15 protein-coding genes are annotated in these 23,879 nt (G+C 31.3%); 2 read left to right on the forward strand and 13 right to left on the reverse strand.

The window, feature by feature from the left end; translation table 11 throughout:
- Positions 1-15: 15 nt before the first annotated feature.
- The 5 genes from BM549_RS04050 to BM549_RS04070 all read right to left on the reverse strand — a co-directional run bounded on the left by BM549_RS04050 (position 16) and on the right by BM549_RS04070 (position 4,988).
- Positions 16-873, reverse strand: coding sequence for a pseudouridine synthase (locus BM549_RS04050; RefSeq protein ID WP_290469094.1), 858 nt, complete (start codon positions 871-873; stop codon positions 16-18).
- Between the two features lie 119 nt (positions 874-992).
- Positions 993-1,943 (reverse strand): carbon-nitrogen hydrolase family protein, encoded by a 951-nt coding sequence (locus BM549_RS04055; protein ID WP_290469095.1) that lies wholly within the window; start codon positions 1,941-1,943, stop codon positions 993-995.
- A gap of 1 nt (position 1,944) precedes the next feature.
- Positions 1,945-2,850, reverse strand: a complete 906-nt coding sequence (locus BM549_RS04060; RefSeq protein ID WP_290469096.1) for a geranylgeranylglycerol-phosphate geranylgeranyltransferase — start codon at positions 2,848-2,850, stop codon at positions 1,945-1,947.
- A gap of 83 nt (positions 2,851-2,933) precedes the next feature.
- Positions 2,934-3,863 carry a mevalonate kinase gene (locus tag BM549_RS04065; protein WP_290469097.1) on the reverse strand — a complete coding sequence of 310 codons (930 nt, stop codon included), beginning with the start codon at positions 3,861-3,863 and terminating at the stop codon, positions 2,934-2,936.
- A gap of 42 nt (positions 3,864-3,905) precedes the next feature.
- Positions 3,906-4,988 carry a diphosphomevalonate decarboxylase gene (locus tag BM549_RS04070; RefSeq protein ID WP_290469098.1) on the reverse strand — a complete coding sequence of 361 codons (1,083 nt, stop codon included), beginning with the start codon at positions 4,986-4,988 and terminating at the stop codon, positions 3,906-3,908.
- A gap of 221 nt (positions 4,989-5,209) precedes the next feature.
- Here BM549_RS04070 and BM549_RS04075 point away from each other — a divergent pair, with 221 nt between their 5' ends.
- Positions 5,210-5,767, forward strand: a complete 558-nt coding sequence (locus BM549_RS04075; protein WP_290469099.1) for a TetR/AcrR family transcriptional regulator — start codon at positions 5,210-5,212, stop codon at positions 5,765-5,767.
- On the opposite strand, the gene BM549_RS04080 is transcribed toward BM549_RS04075, so the two are convergent.
- From BM549_RS04080 to BM549_RS04090, 3 genes are all read right to left on the reverse strand, one after another.
- Entirely contained in the window at positions 5,764-6,975 is a 1,212-nt protein-coding gene (locus BM549_RS04080; protein WP_290469100.1) for an NAD(P)/FAD-dependent oxidoreductase, read from the reverse strand. The two genes, BM549_RS04075 and BM549_RS04080, sit on opposite strands and share 4 nt — an antisense overlap.
- The gene (locus BM549_RS04085) at positions 6,972-7,655 is read right to left on the reverse strand and encodes a glycerophosphodiester phosphodiesterase family protein (RefSeq protein ID WP_290469101.1); all 684 of its coding nucleotides are present in this window, start codon (positions 7,653-7,655) and stop codon (positions 6,972-6,974) included. Before BM549_RS04085 ends, BM549_RS04080 begins: the two co-directional genes overlap by 4 nt.
- A gap of 86 nt (positions 7,656-7,741) precedes the next feature.
- Positions 7,742-11,452, reverse strand: coding sequence for a metallophosphoesterase (locus BM549_RS04090; protein ID WP_290469102.1), 3,711 nt, complete (start codon positions 11,450-11,452; stop codon positions 7,742-7,744).
- A gap of 58 nt (positions 11,453-11,510) precedes the next feature.
- Here BM549_RS04090 and BM549_RS04095 point away from each other — a divergent pair, with 58 nt between their 5' ends.
- Entirely contained in the window at positions 11,511-12,791 is a 1,281-nt protein-coding gene (locus BM549_RS04095) for a Pycsar system effector family protein (RefSeq protein ID WP_290469252.1), read from the forward strand.
- A 4-nt stretch (positions 12,792-12,795) separates the two neighbouring features.
- On the opposite strand, the gene BM549_RS04100 is transcribed toward BM549_RS04095, so the two are convergent.
- The 5 genes from BM549_RS04100 to BM549_RS04120 all read right to left on the reverse strand — a co-directional run bounded on the left by BM549_RS04100 (position 12,796) and on the right by BM549_RS04120 (position 23,863).
- Positions 12,796-15,180 carry a GAF domain-containing protein gene (locus BM549_RS04100; protein WP_290469103.1) on the reverse strand — a complete coding sequence of 795 codons (2,385 nt, stop codon included), beginning with the start codon at positions 15,178-15,180 and terminating at the stop codon, positions 12,796-12,798.
- A gap of 133 nt (positions 15,181-15,313) precedes the next feature.
- On the reverse strand, positions 15,314-16,735 hold the full coding sequence (locus BM549_RS04105) for an alpha-amylase family glycosyl hydrolase (protein ID WP_290469104.1): 1,422 nt from the start codon (positions 16,733-16,735) through the stop codon (positions 15,314-15,316).
- Between the two features lie 8 nt (positions 16,736-16,743).
- Positions 16,744-18,417: an alpha-amylase family glycosyl hydrolase gene (locus tag BM549_RS04110; RefSeq protein ID WP_290469105.1), complete on the reverse strand. Its 1,674-nt coding sequence runs from the start codon at positions 18,415-18,417 to the stop codon at positions 16,744-16,746.
- Between the two features lie 7 nt (positions 18,418-18,424).
- Entirely contained in the window at positions 18,425-21,901 is a 3,477-nt protein-coding gene (locus BM549_RS04115) for a TIM-barrel domain-containing protein (RefSeq protein ID WP_290469106.1), read from the reverse strand.
- Positions 21,902-21,943: 42 nt separating this feature from the next.
- Entirely contained in the window at positions 21,944-23,863 is a 1,920-nt protein-coding gene (locus BM549_RS04120) for a glycoside hydrolase family 13 protein (protein WP_290469107.1), read from the reverse strand.
- Positions 23,864-23,879 lie beyond the last annotated feature (16 nt).

Raw genomic sequence — 23,879 nt, forward strand, 5'->3', positions numbered from 1 at the left:
TATAAAGAGAAAGCTTTACATCATCATAAGCGTTTGCACTTCTTGCTCTGTTAAAATTTTCCAATTTCCTCTTGGAATATCTTTTTTAGTTAAATGAGCAATTTGTACGCAGTCGATTTTTACTAATTCGTATTTAAAATAATCGAAAATAGTATGTAAAATAGTATTTCCTGTATTTTTAATTTTAATACCTATTTCGTTTTTTCTATTATCTACGTAATCTATTTCTTCAACATTTATTTGTTTGCCTTCAATACGTAAACCTTCACGAATTTTCTTTAAATCTTCTAATCTTAAATTTTTGTCTAATTCTAAATGAAATAAACGCACAACACCTTTATTAGAGTTTGTAAACCTATCTACAACTTTATCGTCGTTTGTAAATAATAAAAGACCAGTAGAGTTTCTACCTAAACGACCAATTGGCTTTATACGAGAACTTGTTGCATTTGCAACCAAATCCATAACCGTTTTACCTTTGTACTCACTTGTTGTTGTAGCAAAGCCTTTAGGTTTGTTTAATAAAACATAAGCCTTTTTTTCTGGATTTATTCGAGCACCATCGTAACGTACCTCATCTTCTAACTTTACTTTATAACCCATTTCTGTAACTACTTTACCGTTTACAGTTACTAGGCCTGTTGCAATATGAACATCTGCATCTCGACGAGAACAAATACCGGCATTAGCTACATATTTATTTAAACGAATCTCGTTAGAGTTACTCGCTTTTTTTGGTGAAGATTGCTTTTTAATTGGAGCATTACCACGAGCAAAACTTTTACTTTTAACATTTCCTGCACCTCTACCAGAAGATTTGCTATTTCCAGATGCTTTAGATTTTCCTTGACGTTGTCCGCTTTGTTTACTCATGACTTAATAATTTAATACTCAACAATTTTTGAGGATGCAAAGATAGTTTATAATTTGAGAAATTTATATAAATTCTCATGAGATTACAAGACTGCTTTACAAGCTAAAGTTAAGCAATATTAATCTTTATATTCTACTGTAGATTGCCTTTCTCTATTTACAGTTAATTTGGTAACGTCTGGCCTTGAATAATGACCAACAGGATCGAAATTTTGGCGTTCTTCGTATACACGATTAAAATCTATAGTTTGTATAATTAACGCTTCAGTATTAATAACTGGTTCTATAATCCATTCGCCATCTGGTCCTGCAATACAACTACCACCATTAGCCAATGTTTCTGGGCAATTTTCTAATATTTTATCTCGATGTGGTATTTGTTTTGGAAATCTATCTTTGGTCATTATACTAGATACCGAAACTACAAATGAGCGCGATTCTCTAGCAATAAAACGCGTAATATCTCTAGTATTATGGTCACTTCCAGGCCAAACTGCTATATGTAAATTTTCTCCTAAACCATATAATGCCGTACGTGGCAATGGCATCCAGTTTTCCCAACAGTTTAAACCTCCAACTGTAAATTGTTTTAGTTTATGTACTTTTAAGCCATTGCCATCGCCTGGAGACCATGTTAATCTCTCATCGTAAGTTGGTTGTAGTTTTCTGTGTACAGACTGTATTTCTCCATGTTCGTTAATGTAAACCAAAGAGGCGTAAATTGAATGCCCGCCACGGTTTTTAGCACGCTCCATAATACCTAGGTATACTGCTATTTTATGTTGTTTTGCTAACTTGCAAATGGTATCTAATTCGCCATCTTCAATTTGAACAGCGTTTCTAACATACTCTGCATGTAATTCTTTATTCACTTTTGTATTCCATTCTGCTCCACCAGTTAATGCCAACCAAAACGGATAACCTGGTACTAAAGCTTCACCAAAAACTATAAGTTCGCATTTTAATTTTGCAGATTCTAATATTCTACTTTCTACTTTTTTAAGTGTTTCAACTTTATTTAATAGCACAGGAGAAATTTGTGCCATCGCTATTTTTAAAGTGTTTTTCATACTACAAAATACGTTTTAAAACTAAATCTATATCTATTAATAAAATACTAAAAACTCCTGCAACAATGATAATTTTTAAAATATTATGTAGAATCACATAATGTATTTTAGTTGAAGATTTCCATAGAAAAATTAAAAAAATTACTAGTAAACTAATTGCCAAATAAAAGTAATAATACATAAAACCAATTTCATATTTATTAATTAATAAATACAATGGAATTAAAGATATTAAGATTAAAAAAGTTATCATTTTTTTAGAAACACCTTCGCCATAGACAACCGGTATAGTACGGTAATTTAATGCTAAATCACCTTTCATATTCTCCAAATCTTTGGCTAATTCCCTTATAGCAACAATTAAAAATAAAAATGATGCGTGTACAAAAATTACAGTATCGAAGTTTTTGTAATAGATAAAAATGGCAAAAAAAGGAGCTATTGTTAATATTGCTGAAACTAAATTACCAATTATAGGTCTTCTTTTTAATTTGTGAGAGTAAAACCAAATAGCAAATATATAAACAGAAAAAAACACAACTGCTCTAAAAGACACATAACTAGCCATTACTATAGCAGAAAAATTAAGAACGAAATAAAAAGATAATTTGGTGTTTTGACTCACCAATTTATCTAACATTGTTTTATTGGGTCTATTAATTAAATCTTTCTCTGAATCGTAAAAATTATTAATTATATAACCCGCAGCTACTACTGCTGCAGATGCTAAAACAAGCATAAGTAAGTTTATATCTAATAAAACTTTTTTTGCTGGAATATCGTGGGCAAAAATATATACAGATGTTAGGTATTGAGCAATTACAATAATTAGAATATTATAACCTCGAACCACAGAAAACATACTAAAAAACTTAAGTAAAATGTGTTTCTGTTTTCTTGTTAACATGAAGTAATTTAAATTACATTTTTAAATATTATTTAAATAGGGTTTAAATCGTTTAAATGATTTAAAACAAAAAATAAGATAAATTAAAAATTATAAACAACCTCTAATTTATAATCTTTAAGAGATTTTTGCGCTTTAGTAAAGTCTTGAGTAAAACCTAAAATATAGCCACCACCACCAGAGCCACATAGTTTAAGGTAGTAATCGTTAGTTTCAATTCCTTTTTTCCAAAGTTCATGAAATTGTTTAGGTATCATTGGTTTAAAATTATTCAGAACTATTTTAGATAATTGCTTGGTATTATTAAAAAGCGACTTTATATCTCCTTTTAAAAAATCTTCAACGCAAGCATCTGTATGTTTTATAAATTGGTTTTTTAGCATACTACGAAAACCGTCTTGTTTCATATTTTCCATAAATATACTTACCATTGGTGCTGTTTCTCCAATAATACCACTATCTAATAAAAATACGGCTCCTTTTCCAGAAGTACTTTGTGTTGGAATTCCAGTAGCTTCTATATTATCTTTAGAATTAATTAAAATAGGTAAACTTAAGTAACTGTTTAAAGGGTCTAAACCTGAAGACTTACCGTGAAAAAAAGACTCCATTTTAGAAAATATAGCTTTAAGCTGAAGTAATTTTTCTCTTGTTAGATTTTCTAAAACTGTAATTTTATTTAGAGCATATTTATCGTAAATAGCTGCAACTAAAGCACCGCTACTTCCAACACCGTAACCTTGTGGTATTGAAGAGTCAAAATACATACCTTTATTTACATCTTCTTTAAGCTTATCTATCTCGAAGGTTACAATTTCACTACTAATATTTTCTAAATAGTCTGTGAACTTCTTTAAACTTTCGTTAGATTTTTTTGCTTCAGCAGAAGTAATGTCTTCGGTTTTTAAAGCTCCATTATAGAAATTGTAAGGAATTGATAATCCTTTAGAATCTTTAATAATACCGTATTCACCGAAAAGTAAGATTTTTGAGTAAAAAAGTGGGCCTTTCATAACAATAGATTTGAGTATTTAGTCGCTATACATTTGTTAAAGTTACATTTTTTTTGCTCCTAAACCTACACTATCACAAATATAGTGACCGTTTTGGCAATATGCAACTAACTGAGTCTTAATAAACTCTAAAATTTGTTCTTTTTCATTTTCTGGATATAATATGTGAACATTTGCACCAGCATCTAGAGTAAAACAAATATTTAATTTAGTTTCTTTTCTAAAACCCCATATTTTATTAATGATTTCTAATGTGTTTGGTTTCATTAAAATAAAGTATGGCATACTTGTCATCATCATAGCATGCAATGTTAAAGCTTCACTTTCTACTAAAGCAATGAAAGCTTCTAAATCTCCAGACTCTAAAATATTTTTAATAACAGAGATATTACTATTTGCTTGGTCAAATCTTTGTTTAGCATATGGGTGACCATACATTAAATTGTGACCAACCGTACTGCTTACTTGTTTCTCTCCTTTATCTACAAGAAGTATAGTGTCTTGAAAATTTTTAAAATTTTCATGAACTTTATATGGATATTTTATACCGTATAAATCACTACTACCTTCGATATCGTTATGTTTTCCCCAAACAACCAAATCTCCTTCTATGCTTCTAGATGCACTTCCAGAACCTAATCGCGCTAAAAAAGATGCTTTTTTATTAAAAAAAGACTTACTAATTTTAGGGTTTAATTGCTTTTCAATACTCATTAAACATAGTGCTAAAGCACTCATTCCTGAAGCTGATGATGCTATACCAGAACTATGTGGAAATGTATTTTTTGTTTCTATTTTAAATTTATAATTTTTAAGAAATGGAACATAATTATAAATTCTATTAAAAAAGGTTTTGATTTTAGGCTCAAAATCTAATTTTCTTTCGCCGTCTAAATATACTTGAAAATCAAAATCATCTGTTTTATTATCTTTTAATATATAACTAAGTTTTGTAATTGTTTTACATTCATTAAGTGTAAAACTTATAGATTGGTTTTCTGGAATTTGATTTTCTTTTTTTCCCCAATACTTTACAAGAGCAATATTACTTGGTGATGCCCATTCAATTTCTCCGTTTTCAACTGTATTTTCAAATGTTAAAGGGATAAATTTTTCTACAATCATTTATTAAAATTTTCACAAATATAGCTTATAATTCTATGAATTATCTTTATTTTCGCCACGAAACAAAATTATCATTCGGTTTAGTGATGTTTATCGATGTTTTGTTGTAAATAATCGTAAAAAATTTTATTTTTACCCTTTAACTAACATTAGCTTTCTCGAGATCCCTTAAATCCCTCATCTTGAAGTTATAAAAGCTCTATATACAAATTGCACTGTAAATGGACAAAAAACAAAGAATTATTCTTACCATGCTAGAACTAGTAGTTGAGCAAGGTGTTCACGCAACACCAATGTCTCAAGTTGCTAAGGAAGCTGGAGTTGCCGTAGGCACAATTTATCATTATTTTAAAAATAAAGAACAAATTATTGAAGAAATTTACTCAATGATTTGTCAGGATTTTGGCATTGTTTTAATGGCCAATGTGCCAGAAGACGAGTCTTTTGAAAAGCAATACCGAATAATGTGGCTTAATTTATATAACTATTTTTTAGGAAATCCTTTAGCTTTTAAGTTTATGGAATTTGTAGGTGTACCGCCTATAATTACTTCTGAAATACGTTTAAAAAATGTTGTTCATTTTGTAAATATTAAAAATAAGTTTTTAACTGCTATTTTAAAGAAAGACATTAGAGATGTACATCTTCGCTTAGTTTTACAAATGACAATGGGCAATGTTATTTCTGCTACAAGATTAAAATTTAAAAAAGAATTACCTATGAGTAGCAACCAAATTGATGATGCCATAAAAATGTCATGGGATTCTATTAAGGTTTAATTTGATATATTTTGAGACACAATGTATGCGCTTGTCCATGCATTTTGAAAATTAAAACCGCCGGTTACAGCATCAACATTTATTACTTCGCCTGCAAAGTAGAGGTTTTTATGCTGTTTGCTTTCAAACGATTTAAAGTTAATTTCTTTTAAATCTACACCACCGGCTGTAACAAATTCTTCTTTAAAAGTACTTTTTCCAGATACTGAAAAAACAGCTTTTGTTAATTGATTAGTTAATTCTGCTAATTGATCTTTATTAACATCTGCCCAACGTAGTTGCTCATTTATATTTGAAGCAATTACAAGTTTTTGCCAAAGTCGTCTTGGTAAATTAAATTGAGAGTAATTATATACAGCTTTTTTTGAAGCCTCTTTTTTAATTTGTTTTAAATCGTTAATTGTTTCTTCGCTTGTTTGATTTATAAAGTTAATTTCTATATCAAAATTATAATTACGTTTTGCTAACTCTAACGCACCAAAAGCAGATAGTTTTAAAATTGCCGGTGCACTAAACCCCCAATGAGTAATTAACAACGGACCATGAGACTCTAATAAGGTATCTAAAACCTTTACTGTAACATTTTGTGCTACAACACCAGGAATATCGTTTATTCTAGAATCTTTAATATTAAAAGTAAATAATGAAGGTACTGGATTAATAATATTATGATTAAGATCTTCTATAAGTTTCCAAATCTTAGGGTTACTACCTGTAGCTATTATTAGTTTTGAACATTGATACTCGTTTGTTTTTGTTGTAACTGCCCAAGTATCATTCTCTTTTTTTATAGTATTTACAGATTGATTTTTTAAAACCTCAACATTGAACTTTTTTGCTTGGCTTACAAAACAATCTATAATTGTTTGAGATGAGTTTGATGTTGGAAACATACGGCCATCATCTTCAATTTTTAACTCAACACCACGCTCTTCGAACCAAGTTATAGTATCTCCAGTCATAAACGTATGAAACGGACCTAATAATTCTTTTTCACCTCTAGGATAATTAGCTACTAAATCTTGTGGTATAAACTCTGCATGTGTAACATTACAACGCCCGCCACCAGATACTTTTACTTTAGTTAGCACTTCTTTACCTCTTTCTAATATGGTAACAGATAAATTTGGGTTTTGTTCTGCTATATTTATCGCTGCAAAAAAACCTGCTGCTCCACCACCTATTATAATAACATCTTTAAAAATCATACTCTATCTGGATAATCACTAATTATAGCATTCACTTTATATTTTTTCATTCTTGCAATGGCTTTAGGCGTATTAACAGTCCATGTATTTATTATATACCCATTGCTTTGAGCTCGCTTTACGTTGCTTTCACTTAATAATGCAAAGTTAGGATGTAATATTTTAGTATTTATTGTTTTTGCAAAAGTAATTGCCTCTTCTAAATTAGCTTTTGTAAGTACTGCTAATGGAATTTTATTATTTAAACTATAAACTTCTTTTAACTCTTGGTGCTGAAAACTTGACACAATAAAATCACTATACTCCCAATTTTCATTTAGCACATAATACTCTATAATATCTACAGTTTTTGCTGCTGTATTTTTCCCTTTTAATTCTATATTTAAAAAACAACTTCTATTTATTGTTTTTAAAACCTCTTGTAGTGTTGGTATTTGGTATTGACCATCTACTTTCAAGCTTTTTAATTCTTGTAAAGTAAACTTAGAAACCTCATCTACACCATTAGTTATACGGTCTAGAGTAAAGTCGTGAAAAACAACAAGCTCTCCACTTTTACATTTATGAACATCTATTTCTATACCATCGACCTTTAATGCTAAAGCTTTATTTATAGACTCTAAAGTGTTTTCTGCTACGTAACCTTTTGCGCCTCTGTGACCTATTTTAAGTGGTTGCATGATGTTTTGATTTTTATAAAAACGGAAAACCATCATATTTATTGAATTGAACAAAAATATGATGGTTTTTTATATTTTTTATGGTTTTAAAATGCTAAACCAAAGCCAAATGTGAAACGTAGTCCTTCATTACTATTAAAAAAATTAAAAGTACCTTGTATAGAATCTGCTGCAGACACCCAAAAACCTCCACCGTAATCACTATGCCATTTGTTTGAGTAGTCTTCTGGAAACCAAACTCTACCAACATCTCCACCAGCAAATACTCCAATTTGTAATGGTAATGTTGCGGTTCTAAAAGAGTTAAACGCATATCTTAAATCTGCACTACCTACTAAAGAACTTCTACCAGTGAATCGTTCATTTCTGTAACCTCTTAAACCATTTGCACCTCCTATATTAGCAGCTTGATAAAAGACTAAATCATCACCAATTCTTACTTGTGCTCTAAGGTCTGTTTTTAAAACTAATTTTCGGTTTTGAGAAATTGCATTGTAAAAACCTAAATCTGTATTTAAATAACCATAAGTATTTTTAGTTTCTTCTGGTTCTGTTTTTGCTCCAACATTTAATCTAAAAGTCATACCTCTTGTAGGAACAATTTTATTATCGAAACTTTCATAATTATAGTTTCCTTCTAAAGCAACAAAAAAGCGTCTAGAGTAAAAATCTGTTGCAGATGTTGTTGGTGAAAATGTTGAAATAAAACGGCCTGGTGTATTTCCTATTTCTATGCCTTCAGCTAAAATTTTATATCCATAATCACTACCAAAATTACCTTTTTTAAGAATACCAATACTAGCTTGATAGATACTTTTCTTTACTCTGTTATAATCTAAATCTAACTCGTCGTCTAGGTTTATTGTTTCGTTTCCATAACCAAAAAAGTTATTTGCAAAATTTTCGGTTGTAATTTTACCTGAAACATGTAAATTCCATTCTCCAAATAAATTTGCAAATTCTCCATCGTAATCTAAGCTAAATCCACTAGTTGCAAAAAAGTAACCTAATTTAAATCTATGTTGCTGCGAAAAAGGGTTTCTTTGAAAACCTTTTTTAGTAAAAATTGTTGAAATACCTAATAAAACTCCGTCGTCTGGATTAAATCCTGCATTAGGAATAATAGTACTTGTTTTTACTATATTTTTATTAAAATCGAATAAATTGTGATTATAAATATCTGTTAATTTTACAACTGCTCCCTTATTCTCTTCAATTGTATTTGGCTTAGATTTATGATCGTAAATTTTTATTCTGCGTCCGTTTTTTATTCTATAAATGTCGTTATTTTGACCACCAATAATTCGTGTGTATATAAGGTTATTTGCTTTACCTGTAACCTCAAAAACGTCATCATCATCAAGTCCATAAATCCATAATTCTTTGGTTACATCTCTATTGAATGTTCTATCAATTAAAACTTCACCTTTTTCACCATCTATAATTCTAGAGATTTTTACGTTTGTTTCTTTATTTGCTGTTCTAGTAATTTCGAAAAAATCATCTTTATCTGTTCCTGTTATTATTACTAACTCATTTAGGTAGTTATAATAGCGTTCTGCAATATCTAACAAGTTTTCACGACGTCCTTTTAAATAGGTTTGAACCTCAACTAACGACTCGTCTCTTACTGCCTCTGGTATATTTTTAAATGCTTTTTCTATTACAGCATCTGTAACGTTTTCTTGTAAAAATTTGGCTTGAGTGATCCATGCTTCTTTGTCTGAGTCTTGAATTAAAACTTTATCAAGTTTTATTCCTGCACTATTCATCCATTTAATATCTTTTAATTCTGCATCATAGACTTGTAATTGTTTTGTAGAACCAGAAAGAAATTTCATTATATCTAAAAGTGCTCCATCAAAATTTGAAAACACTTGATCTCTATCTCGCGGTATAGGCTTAAATAATTTATCTCCATTTTCTTGATCAAATTGTGCCCAACGCCACTGGTCTTGGTGTCTATCCCAATCGCCAATAAGCATATCAAAAAGTCTTGCTCTTATATATGCGTTTTCATCTATTTTATATTTTTCGTCTTCTCGAACTTTTTCTATAATATCGTGTGTGCTTTCTATATCATCTGCATAACCAAAGTTTCTTTCGTTAGTATAGTTTTCTTCTGGACGTTCTTCTATCATATATAATTCTCCTCCATAGTCTGCATTAAAATCTCCTAAATGTTTGTGTTTAGGTATAAAATACAATTTTGGATTTGTATGATAAAGTTGCGCAGCATTAGATAGGTCTGGAACAACAAGAAATGCGTATGGATGTGCTGCAGTGTAAAAATCTAGTATTAAGTCTTCAACTAAAGTTTTTTCAAATTCATCTTGTATATATGTTTCTTTAAACAAAACTGCTTGTAAATATTGTGTAGCACTTTTTCTAAGTGCTCTCATATTTAATTCTTTACCATCTTTAGTTTTTAATCTAAGTGATTTAGTTTGGTGTCCTCCACCAGCTCTAACAACTTCTAAGCCTCCATAAAGCGTATCTAATGTTGCTACTTTAGCTGTAATATTTGTACTGTAAAGTTTTCTATAACGGTCACCTAAAAGCGTTTTATATACACCAGATTTTTCTGTTTCTTCATTTGTATAAATTGATGTTTCTACGGTTTGGGGAAAGGTGTCTTTTAATGTTTCAATATTAAATACATCTTTTGTTTTTGGCATCACTTCTCTTTGAAACATTAATTTAGGCTTTCCGTTTTCTTGAATATATATGCTTACCCAAGCGCTACCATCTTTAAAATAAGTTAACTCTGCAAAACCTTGTTCTCCTGAAGAAAATAATCCATTATTACTTAATCCAGCAAAAGATGCTTTAGATCCGCTTCCAGAAACTATTTGTTTTATACCATTATTTTCTATGTATTGCATGGTGTGCTCATGACCCGATGCAAATATTATATTATCATACTCTAAAGCCATTGTTTCTATCCTGTTCATTAACTCATTATAACGTTCGTTATAACGGTCTTGTATAGAAACTCCTCCTTGTGTTCTTATTTGAGCTAATAATGAAGCTACAATTGGTAATGGAATATTACTTTGTGTTGGGAACAAATGTTTTTTTGCTGCGTATTGCCCGCCATGAATAGCATTTGTATACATAGGATGATGCATTGCAAATACGACTCGTTTTCCTTGGGCTTTTTTAAGTTCGCCTTCTAACTCTTCAAAAAAGCGATCACGCGTTTTTATTTCGCACTCGTCATTAATTGTTGGGCTTTTGTTCCAATTTTCTAAATACCATTGTGTATCAATTACAATTAATTGAATTTTCTCGCTAATATCAATACTTTCTAAAGGGCATCCATTTTCTGGTTGAAAAGTATTTTTACCCAATTTATCTTCAATATACTTTTCTTCTCTTTTCAATCCCTTAACACCATCTGCATACCAATCATGGTTTCCTGGTATAAAAACAACATCACCTTTAAAATTATCTAAAGATTTTACTTGAGCATTTAATGCGTTTTCGCCTTCGGCTCTTCCTTTTTCATCTTTTGCAGGTAATCCATCTGGATAGATATTGTCTCCTAGAAATACAGCAACATCTTTTTTGGTGTTTTTATTAGATATATGAGCTTTAAAAGCCTGTAAACCAAGAGACATTCCGCCCATAGGAGATTTACCAGCATCACCAATTAAATAAAATTTTCTATCAACTTCTTTATTAGGTAAAGTTGCATTTTTATCACTTTCATCTCTATACTTAGCTTTATACGTCGCACAACTAGAAATAAAAAGCAGAGTAAAAATTGTTAGAATTATGTTATTTTTAGTCATATGGGAAATTGATGGTTATTTTTTTAGTAATTTGGTTTTCTTAAATCCTAAAAGTTATATGTCTGAAATTGTAAAAAAAGCCGAGAAGTTTGTTTTAAATCTTTTTAAAGAACAGCTTCCTAACACTTTTATTTATCACGATTTTACTCATACAAAACGAGTGCTTAAAAGTACAAAAGAATTAATTGAAAACTCTCAAATAAATGTTAATGAGGAAGAAATATTACTTTTAGCAGCACTGTTTCATGATACCGGCTATATTAAAACTAGAGAAGGACACGAGGAAGAAAGTGTTATTATAGCAACAGATTTTTTAGAAAAAGAAAAGGTTTCTAAAAATATTATTGATGGTGTAAATAAGTGTATAATGGCGACAAAATTTAAAGATTCGCCAAATGGAAAACTTGAAGAAATTATTCGTGATGCAGATGCATCTCACTTTGCAAAAGACTATTTTGAAGAAGCGAGTGAGTTTTTAAGAAAAGAATATGAAGTACAAGGCATTAAAAACTACACAACAAAAGAATGGCTTAAAGAAAATATTACTGTTTTAACTGAAAAACACCGTTTTTATACACCATATGCTATAAAAAATTGGCAACCAAAAAAAGATGAAAATTTAGCTAAATTAATTAAACGAAGAAAAAAGAAAAAAGCTAAAGAGAATAAAGAAAAATTAAAGGCTAAATACAAAGCGCAATATAAAAACGAAAGCCCTGAAAGAGGCATCCAAACTTTTTATAGAGTAGCATTAAGAAACCATATAAAACTTAGTGATATTGCAGATACTAAAGCCAATATTTTGCTATCGGTAAATGCTATTATCATATCTGTAGTTTTAGGTAACTTAATCTCAAAATTAGATACTAATCCTTATTTAACTTATCCTACAGCAGTTTTTACACTTTTTTGTGTAATCTCTATGATCATGTCTATAATCGCAACTAGGCCAAATGTTACTAGTGGTGAGTTTACCAAAGAAGATGTTGAAAACAAAGAGGTTAACTTAACATTTTTTGGAAATTTTCATAAAATGGAATTGAAAGAATACGAATGGGCTATCACAGAGTTACTTAAAGACAAAAACTACGTTTATAATTCACTTACTAAAGATTTATATTACTTGGGTAAAGTTTTAGAAAGAAAGTACAGAATACTACGTATAACCTATACAGTATTTATGACTGGTATAATTGTGTCTGTAATTTTCTTTGCTTATGCAATAAAATCTAATCCTGGTGTAGATATTCAAGATGTATTAGAAGAAGAACCAGCAGCAGCTAAAATTATAAAACCACAACTTGAAGCTACAAATTGTGGTAATAATTTTTATGTTTAAAAAGTTAAGATTGTAACTCGTTCATTAAGTCATTATAAGTATAAAAATCTTTTTTACTAGACTCTGTTTGGTATAAAATATTAACTCTAATTGCCTTTAAACCTGTTACGCCTTGTAAATCTTCCAATTCTAAAATTTCTACTTCATTACCAAGTTTATGCTTAGATTGTAAAAACTTTACATATTTTAAATACTCAAACTCGTCTTCTTGCTGTGAGTAAACTATAGTTAACTTACCTTTTGCTGTAATACGCTCTTCTGTGCCTTTTATATTTGCTTTATCAACACGTTTTTTTACAACTTCGTATCTAGCATTATATGTACCATCTACATCAAAGTGCTTTTCGTCTGTTCTAAACCTAATCGATAATGGTTGATTAAAAACTAATATCATAGAAGCAACATCTAATGCTATTGGATATTTGTGTTGCTTATTATAAAAAGCCGTTTCCATATCTATCATTACCTGCATTTGCCATAAACGTAAATTGTAAAGGTAAATTTCGTTAAAAGAATCTTCTTTAGTTATAGATTCACCAATGTACATATTATGCTCTACACCATCGGTTTTAAAACGCTCAAAAAAGTGTGGATACATTGCTTGAGCTTCCACTTGCTTTTTATCTAATAATGATGACATATTTTTGTTTATTAAACTAATAGTATCATCATAGTTTTTACGGTAATAATATATAACATCTAAACCAACATCAACTTTATTAAAATAATCTTCAACATCTGCTGTTAAATATGGTTTTGTTTTAAGCTGAAATTTAAATAGCGGTTCAATTTCATATTTAAAAAACTGAGTTATTTTTTGTTCACTATCTACCTTAAAATTATTTTTTAAATCTTTTTGATAGCTTTTAATTTGAAATAATAATTGCTCAAAAATTGGAAGCTTCTCTTTTTTAAAAGCCGCTTTTACAATTTTATCTACCATTTTAAGCTGAAGTACTAAATCTTTTTGGGTAGCAGTATTTCTTGCATCAGATGAACCTTTGACATCTATTTGACCAAATAAAGGATACACATTATTAAAACTAATTTTTTTAAAAGCTGGATTTTCATTTCCATTATATTCTTCTTGCATAAACTGCCTTGCAGCACTTTCAAACTTCCACTTAACACTTGGGTGAATAGATGTACACTCTCGTTGTATAATGGCTTGAATAAGGTTTTCTTCGTCTAGTTTAGAACGCTTTACTGCAGATAAAATAAACGGCATAACATCAACCAGTTTATTAGAGTTTATACTGTTTAAAGCCTTTGGTGTTTTAGAAACTAGCTCTAAAACTGCTAATAACTCACCGTTTTCTGCAATTGGAGCAAAAATGGCACTTTTAAAACCTTGCTCTTTTAAAACATTTATTTGAGGCGAATCACCATCTGAACATTTAAAACTTTTATCTACATCTGAAATTGCGAATGTAGTTTTGTCTTTTAAAACTTTTTCATAACTATAATGACAAAACAAATTTTCACAATTATATTCTTCTTTAGCCTTTAAAAGAAAACTACTAATGCTAGAATCATGCACTTTCATTAACGTATTATCTTCTTTATTAAAAACCGAGAAACCAACTTCTAAATCTGTGATACCTAAAAGCGATCTAAAAACATTTTGAAAGTCGCCCATAAAACTTTCTGTTTTACGCTTGTTACTTCCTATTAATGTTGTTTTAATATTTGAAATGGATTGATCGTCTGTGACATCAAAAATATTAGAGATTACAAATCCTTTTGACAAATAACTATTTGGAGGAAATTTTTCTTTCCATAATTCTATATTTTCAAAATTATCTAACAACTCATCAAAATCGTCATGAGTTAATTTTGGTGCATCTTCTGTTGGAATAATCTCCATAAAATCTGCATTATATAAAATTTTATATATTCTAATTATACCGTTTTCGTCTGGAATTTCATAATACAACGGTCGTTTAAAATTGGTATCATAATTATAACAAAAACTCATAATTATGGTACAACTTAAAATATACCAATCATTTTCTGGCATATTTTTTATAACCAACTCAAAATCTGGGCCTGCTTCTTTTATAATTTTTTTAAAACGCTTTGAAGCATTAAAAATAAAATTATGATAAGGAACACTTGCTGTTTTAATTTCGTTTAGACTTAATACTTCGCTAAAAGAATCTTGTAATAAAACTTGAATTTCCTTTTCATGCTTTTTTAAAACCGAAGTTTTACTAAAACCATCTCTAAGTACAGGATATGGCTCTTGAGTTTTAAGTATACGACGTGCCTTGGCAGCAATAAACTCATCATCGCTATTTGCCAATTCCTCATAACGCTCAATAAGTTTATTGAAACTTATCTCTAACGTAAAGGGTAAATTAATATTGTCGTTAAGGTCTAAAATCATTGTGTTAAATAATGCAAAAGTACGTATTTTAAGGTTTAGTCGTACTTTCTTTAACAAAATGACAATAAACAAAACAAGAAAAGTGCCTTACAGCACTTTTCTACATTTTTAATACTATTTGTTATTAATTCTATTAGTTTTTAACTAAAACCTTGTATTCATTTTTAGCTAAAGGAATTGCGTCTCCATTTAATTCTACTGTTTCGTTAGACATATAGTCTACGTAAGTTCCTTTTTGAGGCAAGCTTACCTTTACGTTTTCTTCGGAAACATTTCCAATAAATACCACTTCATCATTTCCTTTGGTTCTTGAAAAAGAAATTACATTTTCACCATTATCAATAGCGTTGTATTTAGCTGAAGTTTTTCCTCCATGTAAAGCAGCATTGTTTTGCTTTAGTGTTGCTAATTTTTCTAATACTTTCCATGTTTTTCCTTTGGTATGCGGAAAACTATCTTTTTCAAAAAACAGTAATCTATGATCTAAATCGTATTCTTGACCAGAATAAATTAATGGTATTCCTGGTGTTACATAAGCCAAAGCAGTCATCATTTCACCAGCTTCTCCCATACGTTCTTTAATGGTACCATTCCAAGAATTTTCATCGTGATTGGTTACAAAATTCATTAAAATATCATCTGCTTCATAACGATCAAAATCGGTTTGTAAAGCATTAGTAAATTCGGTTGCATCTTTTTCACCTTTAGCAATAGCATTCATAGCATGGTGTCTATCCCAACCATAAGCCATATCAAACAAACCGTCTTTTAATAATTCTGGCTCCCAAGCTTCTGCTAGCATAAAAATGTCTTTTTTAGCGCGTAATTTTGGTATTGCTTGTTCCCAAAAATCTGTTGGTACAGATCCTGCAACATCACATCTAAAACCATCTACATTTTCCTTTGTTAACCAATAGCTCATATCTGCAATCATCGCTTTACGCATCTCTTGGTTATCGTAATTTAAGTCGGCAACATCTGTCCAATCTGTATCTACAGGATGTACAACTTCGCCTTTATCATTTTGCGTGTAATATTCTGGATTGGTTTTTAACCAAGTATGATCCCAACCTGTGTGATTTGGTACCCAATCTAAAATAACATAGATTCCATTATCGTGAGCAGTACTTACCAAGTTTCTAAAATCTTCTATAGTTCCGAATTCTGGATTGATTTTAGTAAAATCTGACACTGCATAATAACTACCTAAATATTTGTCTTGTTCTGCTTCTGGAAAATCGGTTGCAAACTTGCTATCTTCTCCTCCTGTAGCTTTACGTTTTGTTTCTGAAATAGGAAATACTGGCATTAACCAAATTACTTTTACACCTAATTGTTTTAACTGCGGAATGTCTTTTGTGAAAGCTTCAAAAGTGCCTTCAGGTGAATATTGCCTAATGTTAGCTTCATAGATAACAGCCGTTTCTAAATCGGAAGCCGAAATAGGTTGTATTGCTACTTTTTCTTCTGTAACAACTTTAGTTTCTTCTTGTTTTTTCTCTTCTTTACAAGCAAAAACACTAAGTATTGCAAGGGATAAGATTAGTTTTTTCATGTGAATTTTTATTTAATATTTTCTAATAATAGGATGTTAGATTCTGTTTCTATTGTAATTTTTCCGTTTGTAACTTCTAGAATTTCTCCAGAATAGAAGTCCTTAATTTGAGAGGCTTCGTTAAATACTGAAGACACATCGATAGTATGTTTTCCTTTAGGAATATCGATACCAATAATGACCTCATCTTTAAAACCTCCTTTGGTATAGCTTCTACTAAAAAAGTAAGGTGCATTGCTTAGCATCGTATGTTTTCCTGCTCCAACGGAAGGATGATTACGTCTAAATTGTCCTAATTTTTGCCAGTGGATTAACAAGTCTTGTTGCTGTGCTATTTCACTCCAATTCATAAAACTTCTTAAAGTAGCATCTCCAACCGTACCTTCTATAGTTAAATCTCTTGCAGATTCGTCTCCATAATATACTTGTGAAGCTCCAGGAGATAGTAATAATCGCGTAGCTGTTTCGTAGGTTTTCTCTCTGTTTTTATCGAAAGGTTGTCCGTCGTCATGAGACGTTAAATAGTTTAAAACACCATAACCTTTAAGGTTGGTATGCAAAAGACTATCGTATGTTTTAAATTGCTCTTCGTAGGTTTGCTGTGCAGCATTCCATTTAAATTCAAAATTGATTAAGCTGTTAAATGCATCATCAAAATAATTTACTTTTTTATCTCCAAAATCGAAAGTGGTTCCTGCCGAAATTCCGTAGTTATACACTTCTCCAACCAAGTAAAACGCATTATCGTCCAGCACTTTGTTTGGGTTTTGCTGCTTAAATTCCGTGAAAGCGTTATCACAAACGTCTTTAAACTCTTGCCATACAAAAGCTTCGGTATGTTTAACGGTATCTACTCGGTAACCATCAATACCAAAATCTGTAATGTAGTCGCTTAACCATTTCATGATGTAAAAACGAGGTGCACGAGGATGACCTGTTTTTTTGAAAAAGGCATCTAATTCTGCAACCTCTTCTTCATAACGACCTTCAGTTTTCCATTTTTCTACCAATTGTAGTGGTAATTCAACTGCTTCATTACTTTCGGTTTTAATGTCTGGAAGGTTTTTTACCAAGGTACACGTTACGGTGTTTTCGTAATTATCGTATTGACATTGCGGTTCTGTTCTAACCCAATCACTTGGCCAAACAGGATCTTGATTTGTAACAGGACCTGTGTGATTTATTACAGCATCTAATAGAATACGAATGCCTTTTTTGTGGGCTGCATCAACAAGTTGTTTTAAATCTTCTTTGGTTCCTAAATTAGCATCGATATTCGTCCAATCTTTAGTCCAATAGCCATGAAATCCATACGTGTTTCCTGTTCCTTCGTCTGTTGCACCATGAATTTGCTCTACAATTGGCGACATCCAAATGGCATTGACACCTAAATTTGTAAAATAACCGTCTTCTATTTTTTGCGTGACTCCTTGTAAATCGCCACCTTCAAAACCACGCAACACACCGGTTTCTTTAGTTCTTCCATAATTTACGTCATTGGCTTTATCGCCATTATTAAAACGATCTGTCAATAAAAAATAAACGTTTGCAGCATCCCAAACAAAAGGTGTTGTAGCTGCTTCTTTTTTCTGGTCTTCAGTAATATCTTGATTTGCTTTTTTTTCGATTTTACAACTGAAAGCAAGCAAAGTTAATGCGATTAAAAGTATGTTCTTTTTCATCTTATACTTAGTATTTTATTTGTGTTTCAATGCTTTTTGAAGTATTCCACTTTAGATTAAAATGCAACGTTTTTGAGTTTGCATCGTAATGGAAATCTAATTTTTTTCCATTGCTTTTTATACGTTTTGGTGCTTTAGGAAAATGATGAATTACAACATCTATATTTTTAGTAGTTGTAATGTATTTAGCTCCTATCTCTGCTTCAAATTCTAATTCTAAATTGTTGTTTGATGTTTCTGCTTCAAACTCTAACATTTCATATTGACCTTTTTCAAAAGCGTTTTTTGTTGCTCCATCATCGTTATATAATGTGCGTTCGCTTTCTTCAACAGATGCATCAAAATAGTAATGTAAGTTGAAAGTGTTTCCGTTATATTCTGCAGTACTTTGCATTGGTTTTGCTAAAGGAATAAATGCACCACCACGTACATACGTTGGTATGTAGTTGACTTCAGTTTTCACAGATAACGATTGTCCACCATTAACTTTTTCATCTGTGTAAAAATTATACCAATTACTGTTTTTCGGAAAGTAAACCTCAGCTTCTTTTTGTTCTGAATGTACAATTGGTGTCACTAAAAAGTCATTTCCCCAAAGGTATGTTGACGCATTGGTTTGTAACTTTTTATTGTCTTCTTCTTCAAAAAACAAGGTTCGCATTAAAGGCGCACCAGTTTGGTTATTTTCAAATACCAAATTGTAATTATATGGAAGTAATTGATAACGTAATTCGATAGACGCTTTAGCCAAAGCTTTTGCTTTATCACTTCTAAAAACAGGTTCTGCAGGAACTTCTTCTTGTGCATGTGGTCTGTAAATTGGTTGAAATACACCATACTGTAACCATCGTGCATACAACTCATCATCTAAATTATTACCTGCAAAACCACCTAAATCACTATGCATATAAGCTAATCCTTGCATTCCCATTTGTAATGCAATTTCTGGTTGAGATTGTAATCCTCCCCAAGTTCTGTTGACATCACCAGACCAAGGTATCATACCAAATCGTTGCGATCCAGAACTTCCTGCACGCATTAAAATAAACGGTCTTGTATTTGGAAAGTTTTTGGTGTACATGTCTTGTACTAATTCTGCCCAATGGTGACCATAAATATTATGTACTTCGTCTGCTGTTCCTGTTGCATGAAGTAATCCTTTAGGATGCACTTCTGGCTCGCCTAAATCTCCCCAAACTCCTGAGACACCTAAATCGGTTAAGTCTTTATAAATATTCTGAAACCATTGTTTTCCTTTTGGATTGAAAATATCTATCAATCCTGTGTTACCAAAATAGAAATCGTAAGTAAACGGATTTCCTATAGAATCTTTAGCTAAAACATCTGCTTTTACCGCCTCGTCCCAACGATTAGAAGTGGTTAATAAAAACGGTTCTGTTACCAAAACAGTTTTGACATTTTGGTCTTTTAAACCCTTAATCATTTGTTTAGGATTTGGGAAGGAATCTCTGTAAAATTCTAAATTTCCCATAGTACCTTGAATGGTTTTTCCGAACCAAAAAATATCGATAATAATAGCATCTAAAGGAATGTTTTCGTATTTAAATTTTTGTACTGTTGTTTCTACTTCTTCTTGCGAATGGTACCCAAATCGGCTTGAAAAATTACCCAAAGCCCAACGTGGTGGCATGGGTTGTGTTCCTGTAAGTTTAGTATAGTTTTTAGTAAGGTCTAACCAAGAATCACCAACTACGATTTGATAGGTTTTTCTACCTGAAATAGTTTCGTAGGTTATTGTGTTATCTGCTTTGCTATCTAAATCTAAAAAGCCAATAGGTGCATTATCAAAATGAATTAAATACTTGTTTGAAGACACCACAATTGGCATGGTGTAATTCATTAATTCGCTTCGGTCTTCGTAACCATAATGAGCTTTATTGTATAATTCTAAACGATTGCCACGTCTATTCATCCCTAACGCTCTTGCGCCTCCACCATACAATACTTCCTCTGGTTTTAAATTAAAACTAATGGTTTCAAAATCGTCTGTTTTTTGAAAACTATTTTTTACAGAAGTCACTTCTTTTCCATCTTTCCAATACGAAATATGAAAAGGAGACTTGGTGATTTTTACTGTTAATTTTTCAGATTGAAAAGTAATTTCATTTTCTGTTTCATTAAATTTCACATCAGAAAGTACTTTATCTATAACAACAGTGTGTGACTCTTTATCAAATGTTTCACCTTTAGGCAAAAATGTAGTTTCGATAATTTCAGGATGGTAAAAACGCATTTTATAATTTCCATCTGAAACCTGAATATGTAATTGATTGTCTTGAAAGTTCGCTATCTTGAACTCTCTTTTTTTAATAGCATCTGCAAACAACCACGTTATAGCTTCAGCAAAATTGTTTTCCCATAAAGCTTCATTATGTTTGCCTTCTGGAACGACTTTAGATTGTATGTTTTTTTTTGAAAATCCGTTATCTTTTAAAATAGAAATGATACTATTCATATCTGTAACGGTTTGGCTAATCTCATTATAACCTGCGTTTTCACCTTCTTTTCCTCCAGCTAAAAAGTACATTTTAGTATCCTTGATATTAGCATGAGATTTTGTAAAAGGGTGCACTTCTGGAGCAAACCAAAATGCAGGAGAATACACACCAACTTTACCAAAAACTGTTGGATGTTTTAAAGCTGCATAATGCGAAATTAATCCTCCCATAGAGCTACCAAAAATGGCTGTATTAGCTCTGTCTTTTTTGGTATTATAGTTAGCATCAATGTACGGTTTTAGTGTATTGACAATAAACTTGACGTAAGCTTCACCTTCGCCACCACCATATTTAGCATTGGTCCATGGAGAATATTCGTCTAAGCGTTTGGACTCACCATTATCGACACCAACAACGATAAGTTTTAAGTTATCTTTAAATAGCTTATCTAAAGTTTCATCGACATTCCACTCACCATAACCAGAGGTTTTAGCATCAAAAATATTCTGTCCATCGTGCATATACACCACAGGATAATCTTGCTTTGAAGTCTGATAATCTGGTGGTAAATAAATCCAAACACGACGCTCTCTGTCTAACTGTGGGATTTGAAACGCTTCAGAAATTATTGACACGTTTTTTGAAGCAGTAGAAACTTCCTTAGTATCAAACATATGGCTCCAACCAGCTATTTTCACATGTATTGTATCGTTTGATTTTTCAAATTTATGAATACGATTATCTATAGTTTCACCTGTATTGGTACTTTCTGAAGTATCCCAATTACCCAAAGTGAATTTGAATAAAATACGTTGTTCTGTTTTTGGAAGTGTTATTTGATGCTTACCATTTACGAATTGTAATTGGTAGTCTTTGTGTCCGCCAGACCAACCTTCAAAATCTCCAGAAATAAATAGGGATGCGTCTTTTGGTGTGTCTTCTGGAAGTGCTTCTACAATAATCGTAACCTGAGAATAGGTAACTTGAGCTAGTAAAAGGCATAGTATGTATATAATATTTTTCATTACGATGGAGACCTCTCGACTGCGCTCGAGGTGACATTTAGGTTATAACTTGGTGGTTAATATTAGGCTTCCTCTTTCATTTAAGATAATTTCATCTTCCCAAACAAAAGTTTCATTCGTTATTATGTTTTTTAATGTTTTACCATTTAAACCAACTTCTTCATAGCGTTTTAAGTCTATGGTAATTGGCTCATCATTTTTATTAATAATATGGACAACGGTTTCATTATCGCTAACTCTAAATAAGAAATACGTTCCCATAAATGGTGCAAAATGAATGGTTTTACCTTCATGAATGGCTGCACTTTCTTTTCTGTAATTAAGCAGCTTTTTCAGGTAATTCTGCATGTCTTTTTGGTCGTCTGTTAAGCCTTCACCTGTAAACGCATTAACAGCATCTCCTTGCCAACCACCCGGAAAATCAGTACGAATAAGTCCATGATCGCCTGGTTTTGCAAAGTCATTCATTAAAATTTCTGTTCCGTAATATAATTGCGGAATTCTAGGTAAGGTTAACAAATAACTCAATGCCATTTTGGTATTTGGAATATCACCTTTTAGCTGCGTAAAAATGCGACTCATATCATGGTTATCTGGAAAAATCATGATGTCTTTGGGTGAGGTGTAAGCAAAATCGTTAGCCAAACCTTCGTATATTTTCACCAATCCTGTATCCCACTGTTCTACTTCGTTTAGAGCTTCAACAGTGTTTCTTTGCATCGCAAAATCCATAGTGGATTTTAGATTAGATTGGTAACCATCCTTATTTTTATGTCCATCTTGCCAATACGCAATAAGTAATGGATTATAACTCCATTCCTCTCCAACTATTGAAAAATTTGGGTACTCGCTCATAATAGCTCCTGCCCAATTAGACATAAACGTTTTATCTGGATAAGGATAGGTATCTTGTCTTATTCCGCTTAGGTTTAGCGTTTCAATCCACCAAATACTATTTTGGATAATATAGTTTGCCATAAACGGATTGCGCTGATTTAAATCTGGCATTGTTGGCACAAACCAACCTTCTGCCATTTCTTTTTTATCGCGTTTAGAAGCATACAAATCTTGATTGCTGGTACGTCTGTGGTTAGAATTGTTTAAAGGTTTGTTATTCTCAAAACTCTCTTGCTGATTGACCCAATCTTTAAACGGTAAATCTTGCATCCACCAATGTGCACTTCCGCAATGATTAGCCACTTGGTCCATGATTAAACCTATACCTTTTTCTTTCGCTTTTGCAGCTAATTCTTGGTATTCTTCTAAGCTTCCATAACGTGGATCTACTTGGTAAAAATCGGTCATGGCATAACCATGATACGACGACCTTGACATGTCGTTAGTTAATAAAGGACACGACCAAATTTGAGTAAAACCCATTTCTTGGATATAATCTAAATGCTGAATAATGCCTCGTAAATCACCACCATGACGCGCATAATCATCTTCTCTATTGATGGTTTTTTCCTTTAAACTTTCGTTTATATCATTAGAAGTATCACCATTTGCAAAACGATCTGGAGTGATTAGATAAATGGCATCTGTACTATCAAAACCTTGATAATCGGAAGCATCTTTTACACGTGCTTTTACTTCGTAGGTTTGAACCAGTTCTTTTTCTTCATTAAATTTAAAATGAATATTAAATTGTCCTGCTTTAGCACTTTCTGAAATATTTAGATCTAAAAACAGGTAGTTAGGACTATCTGCTTTATGCACTTTTTCAATGGAAACTCCTGCATAATTTATACTAGGTGTTGCTTCCGAAATGTTAGGATGCTTCACCAATAATTGTACTTGTGTATTATTAAAACCTGTCCACCAATGAGGTGGTTCGATACGCTCGATATCGTTTTTAACTTCGGTTACAACTTCAGAAGTTGTTGTTTTTTCGGTTTCCTTTTGACAGGAAAAACTAACACTAATTAAAATTACTAATGCTAGTGGAATTAATTTTTTCATCTTAATTAGTGTATTT

The sequence above is a fragment of the Lacinutrix sp. MedPE-SW genome (assembly GCF_001874145.1).
GTDB lineage: Bacteria > Bacteroidota > Bacteroidia > Flavobacteriales > Flavobacteriaceae > Lacinutrix.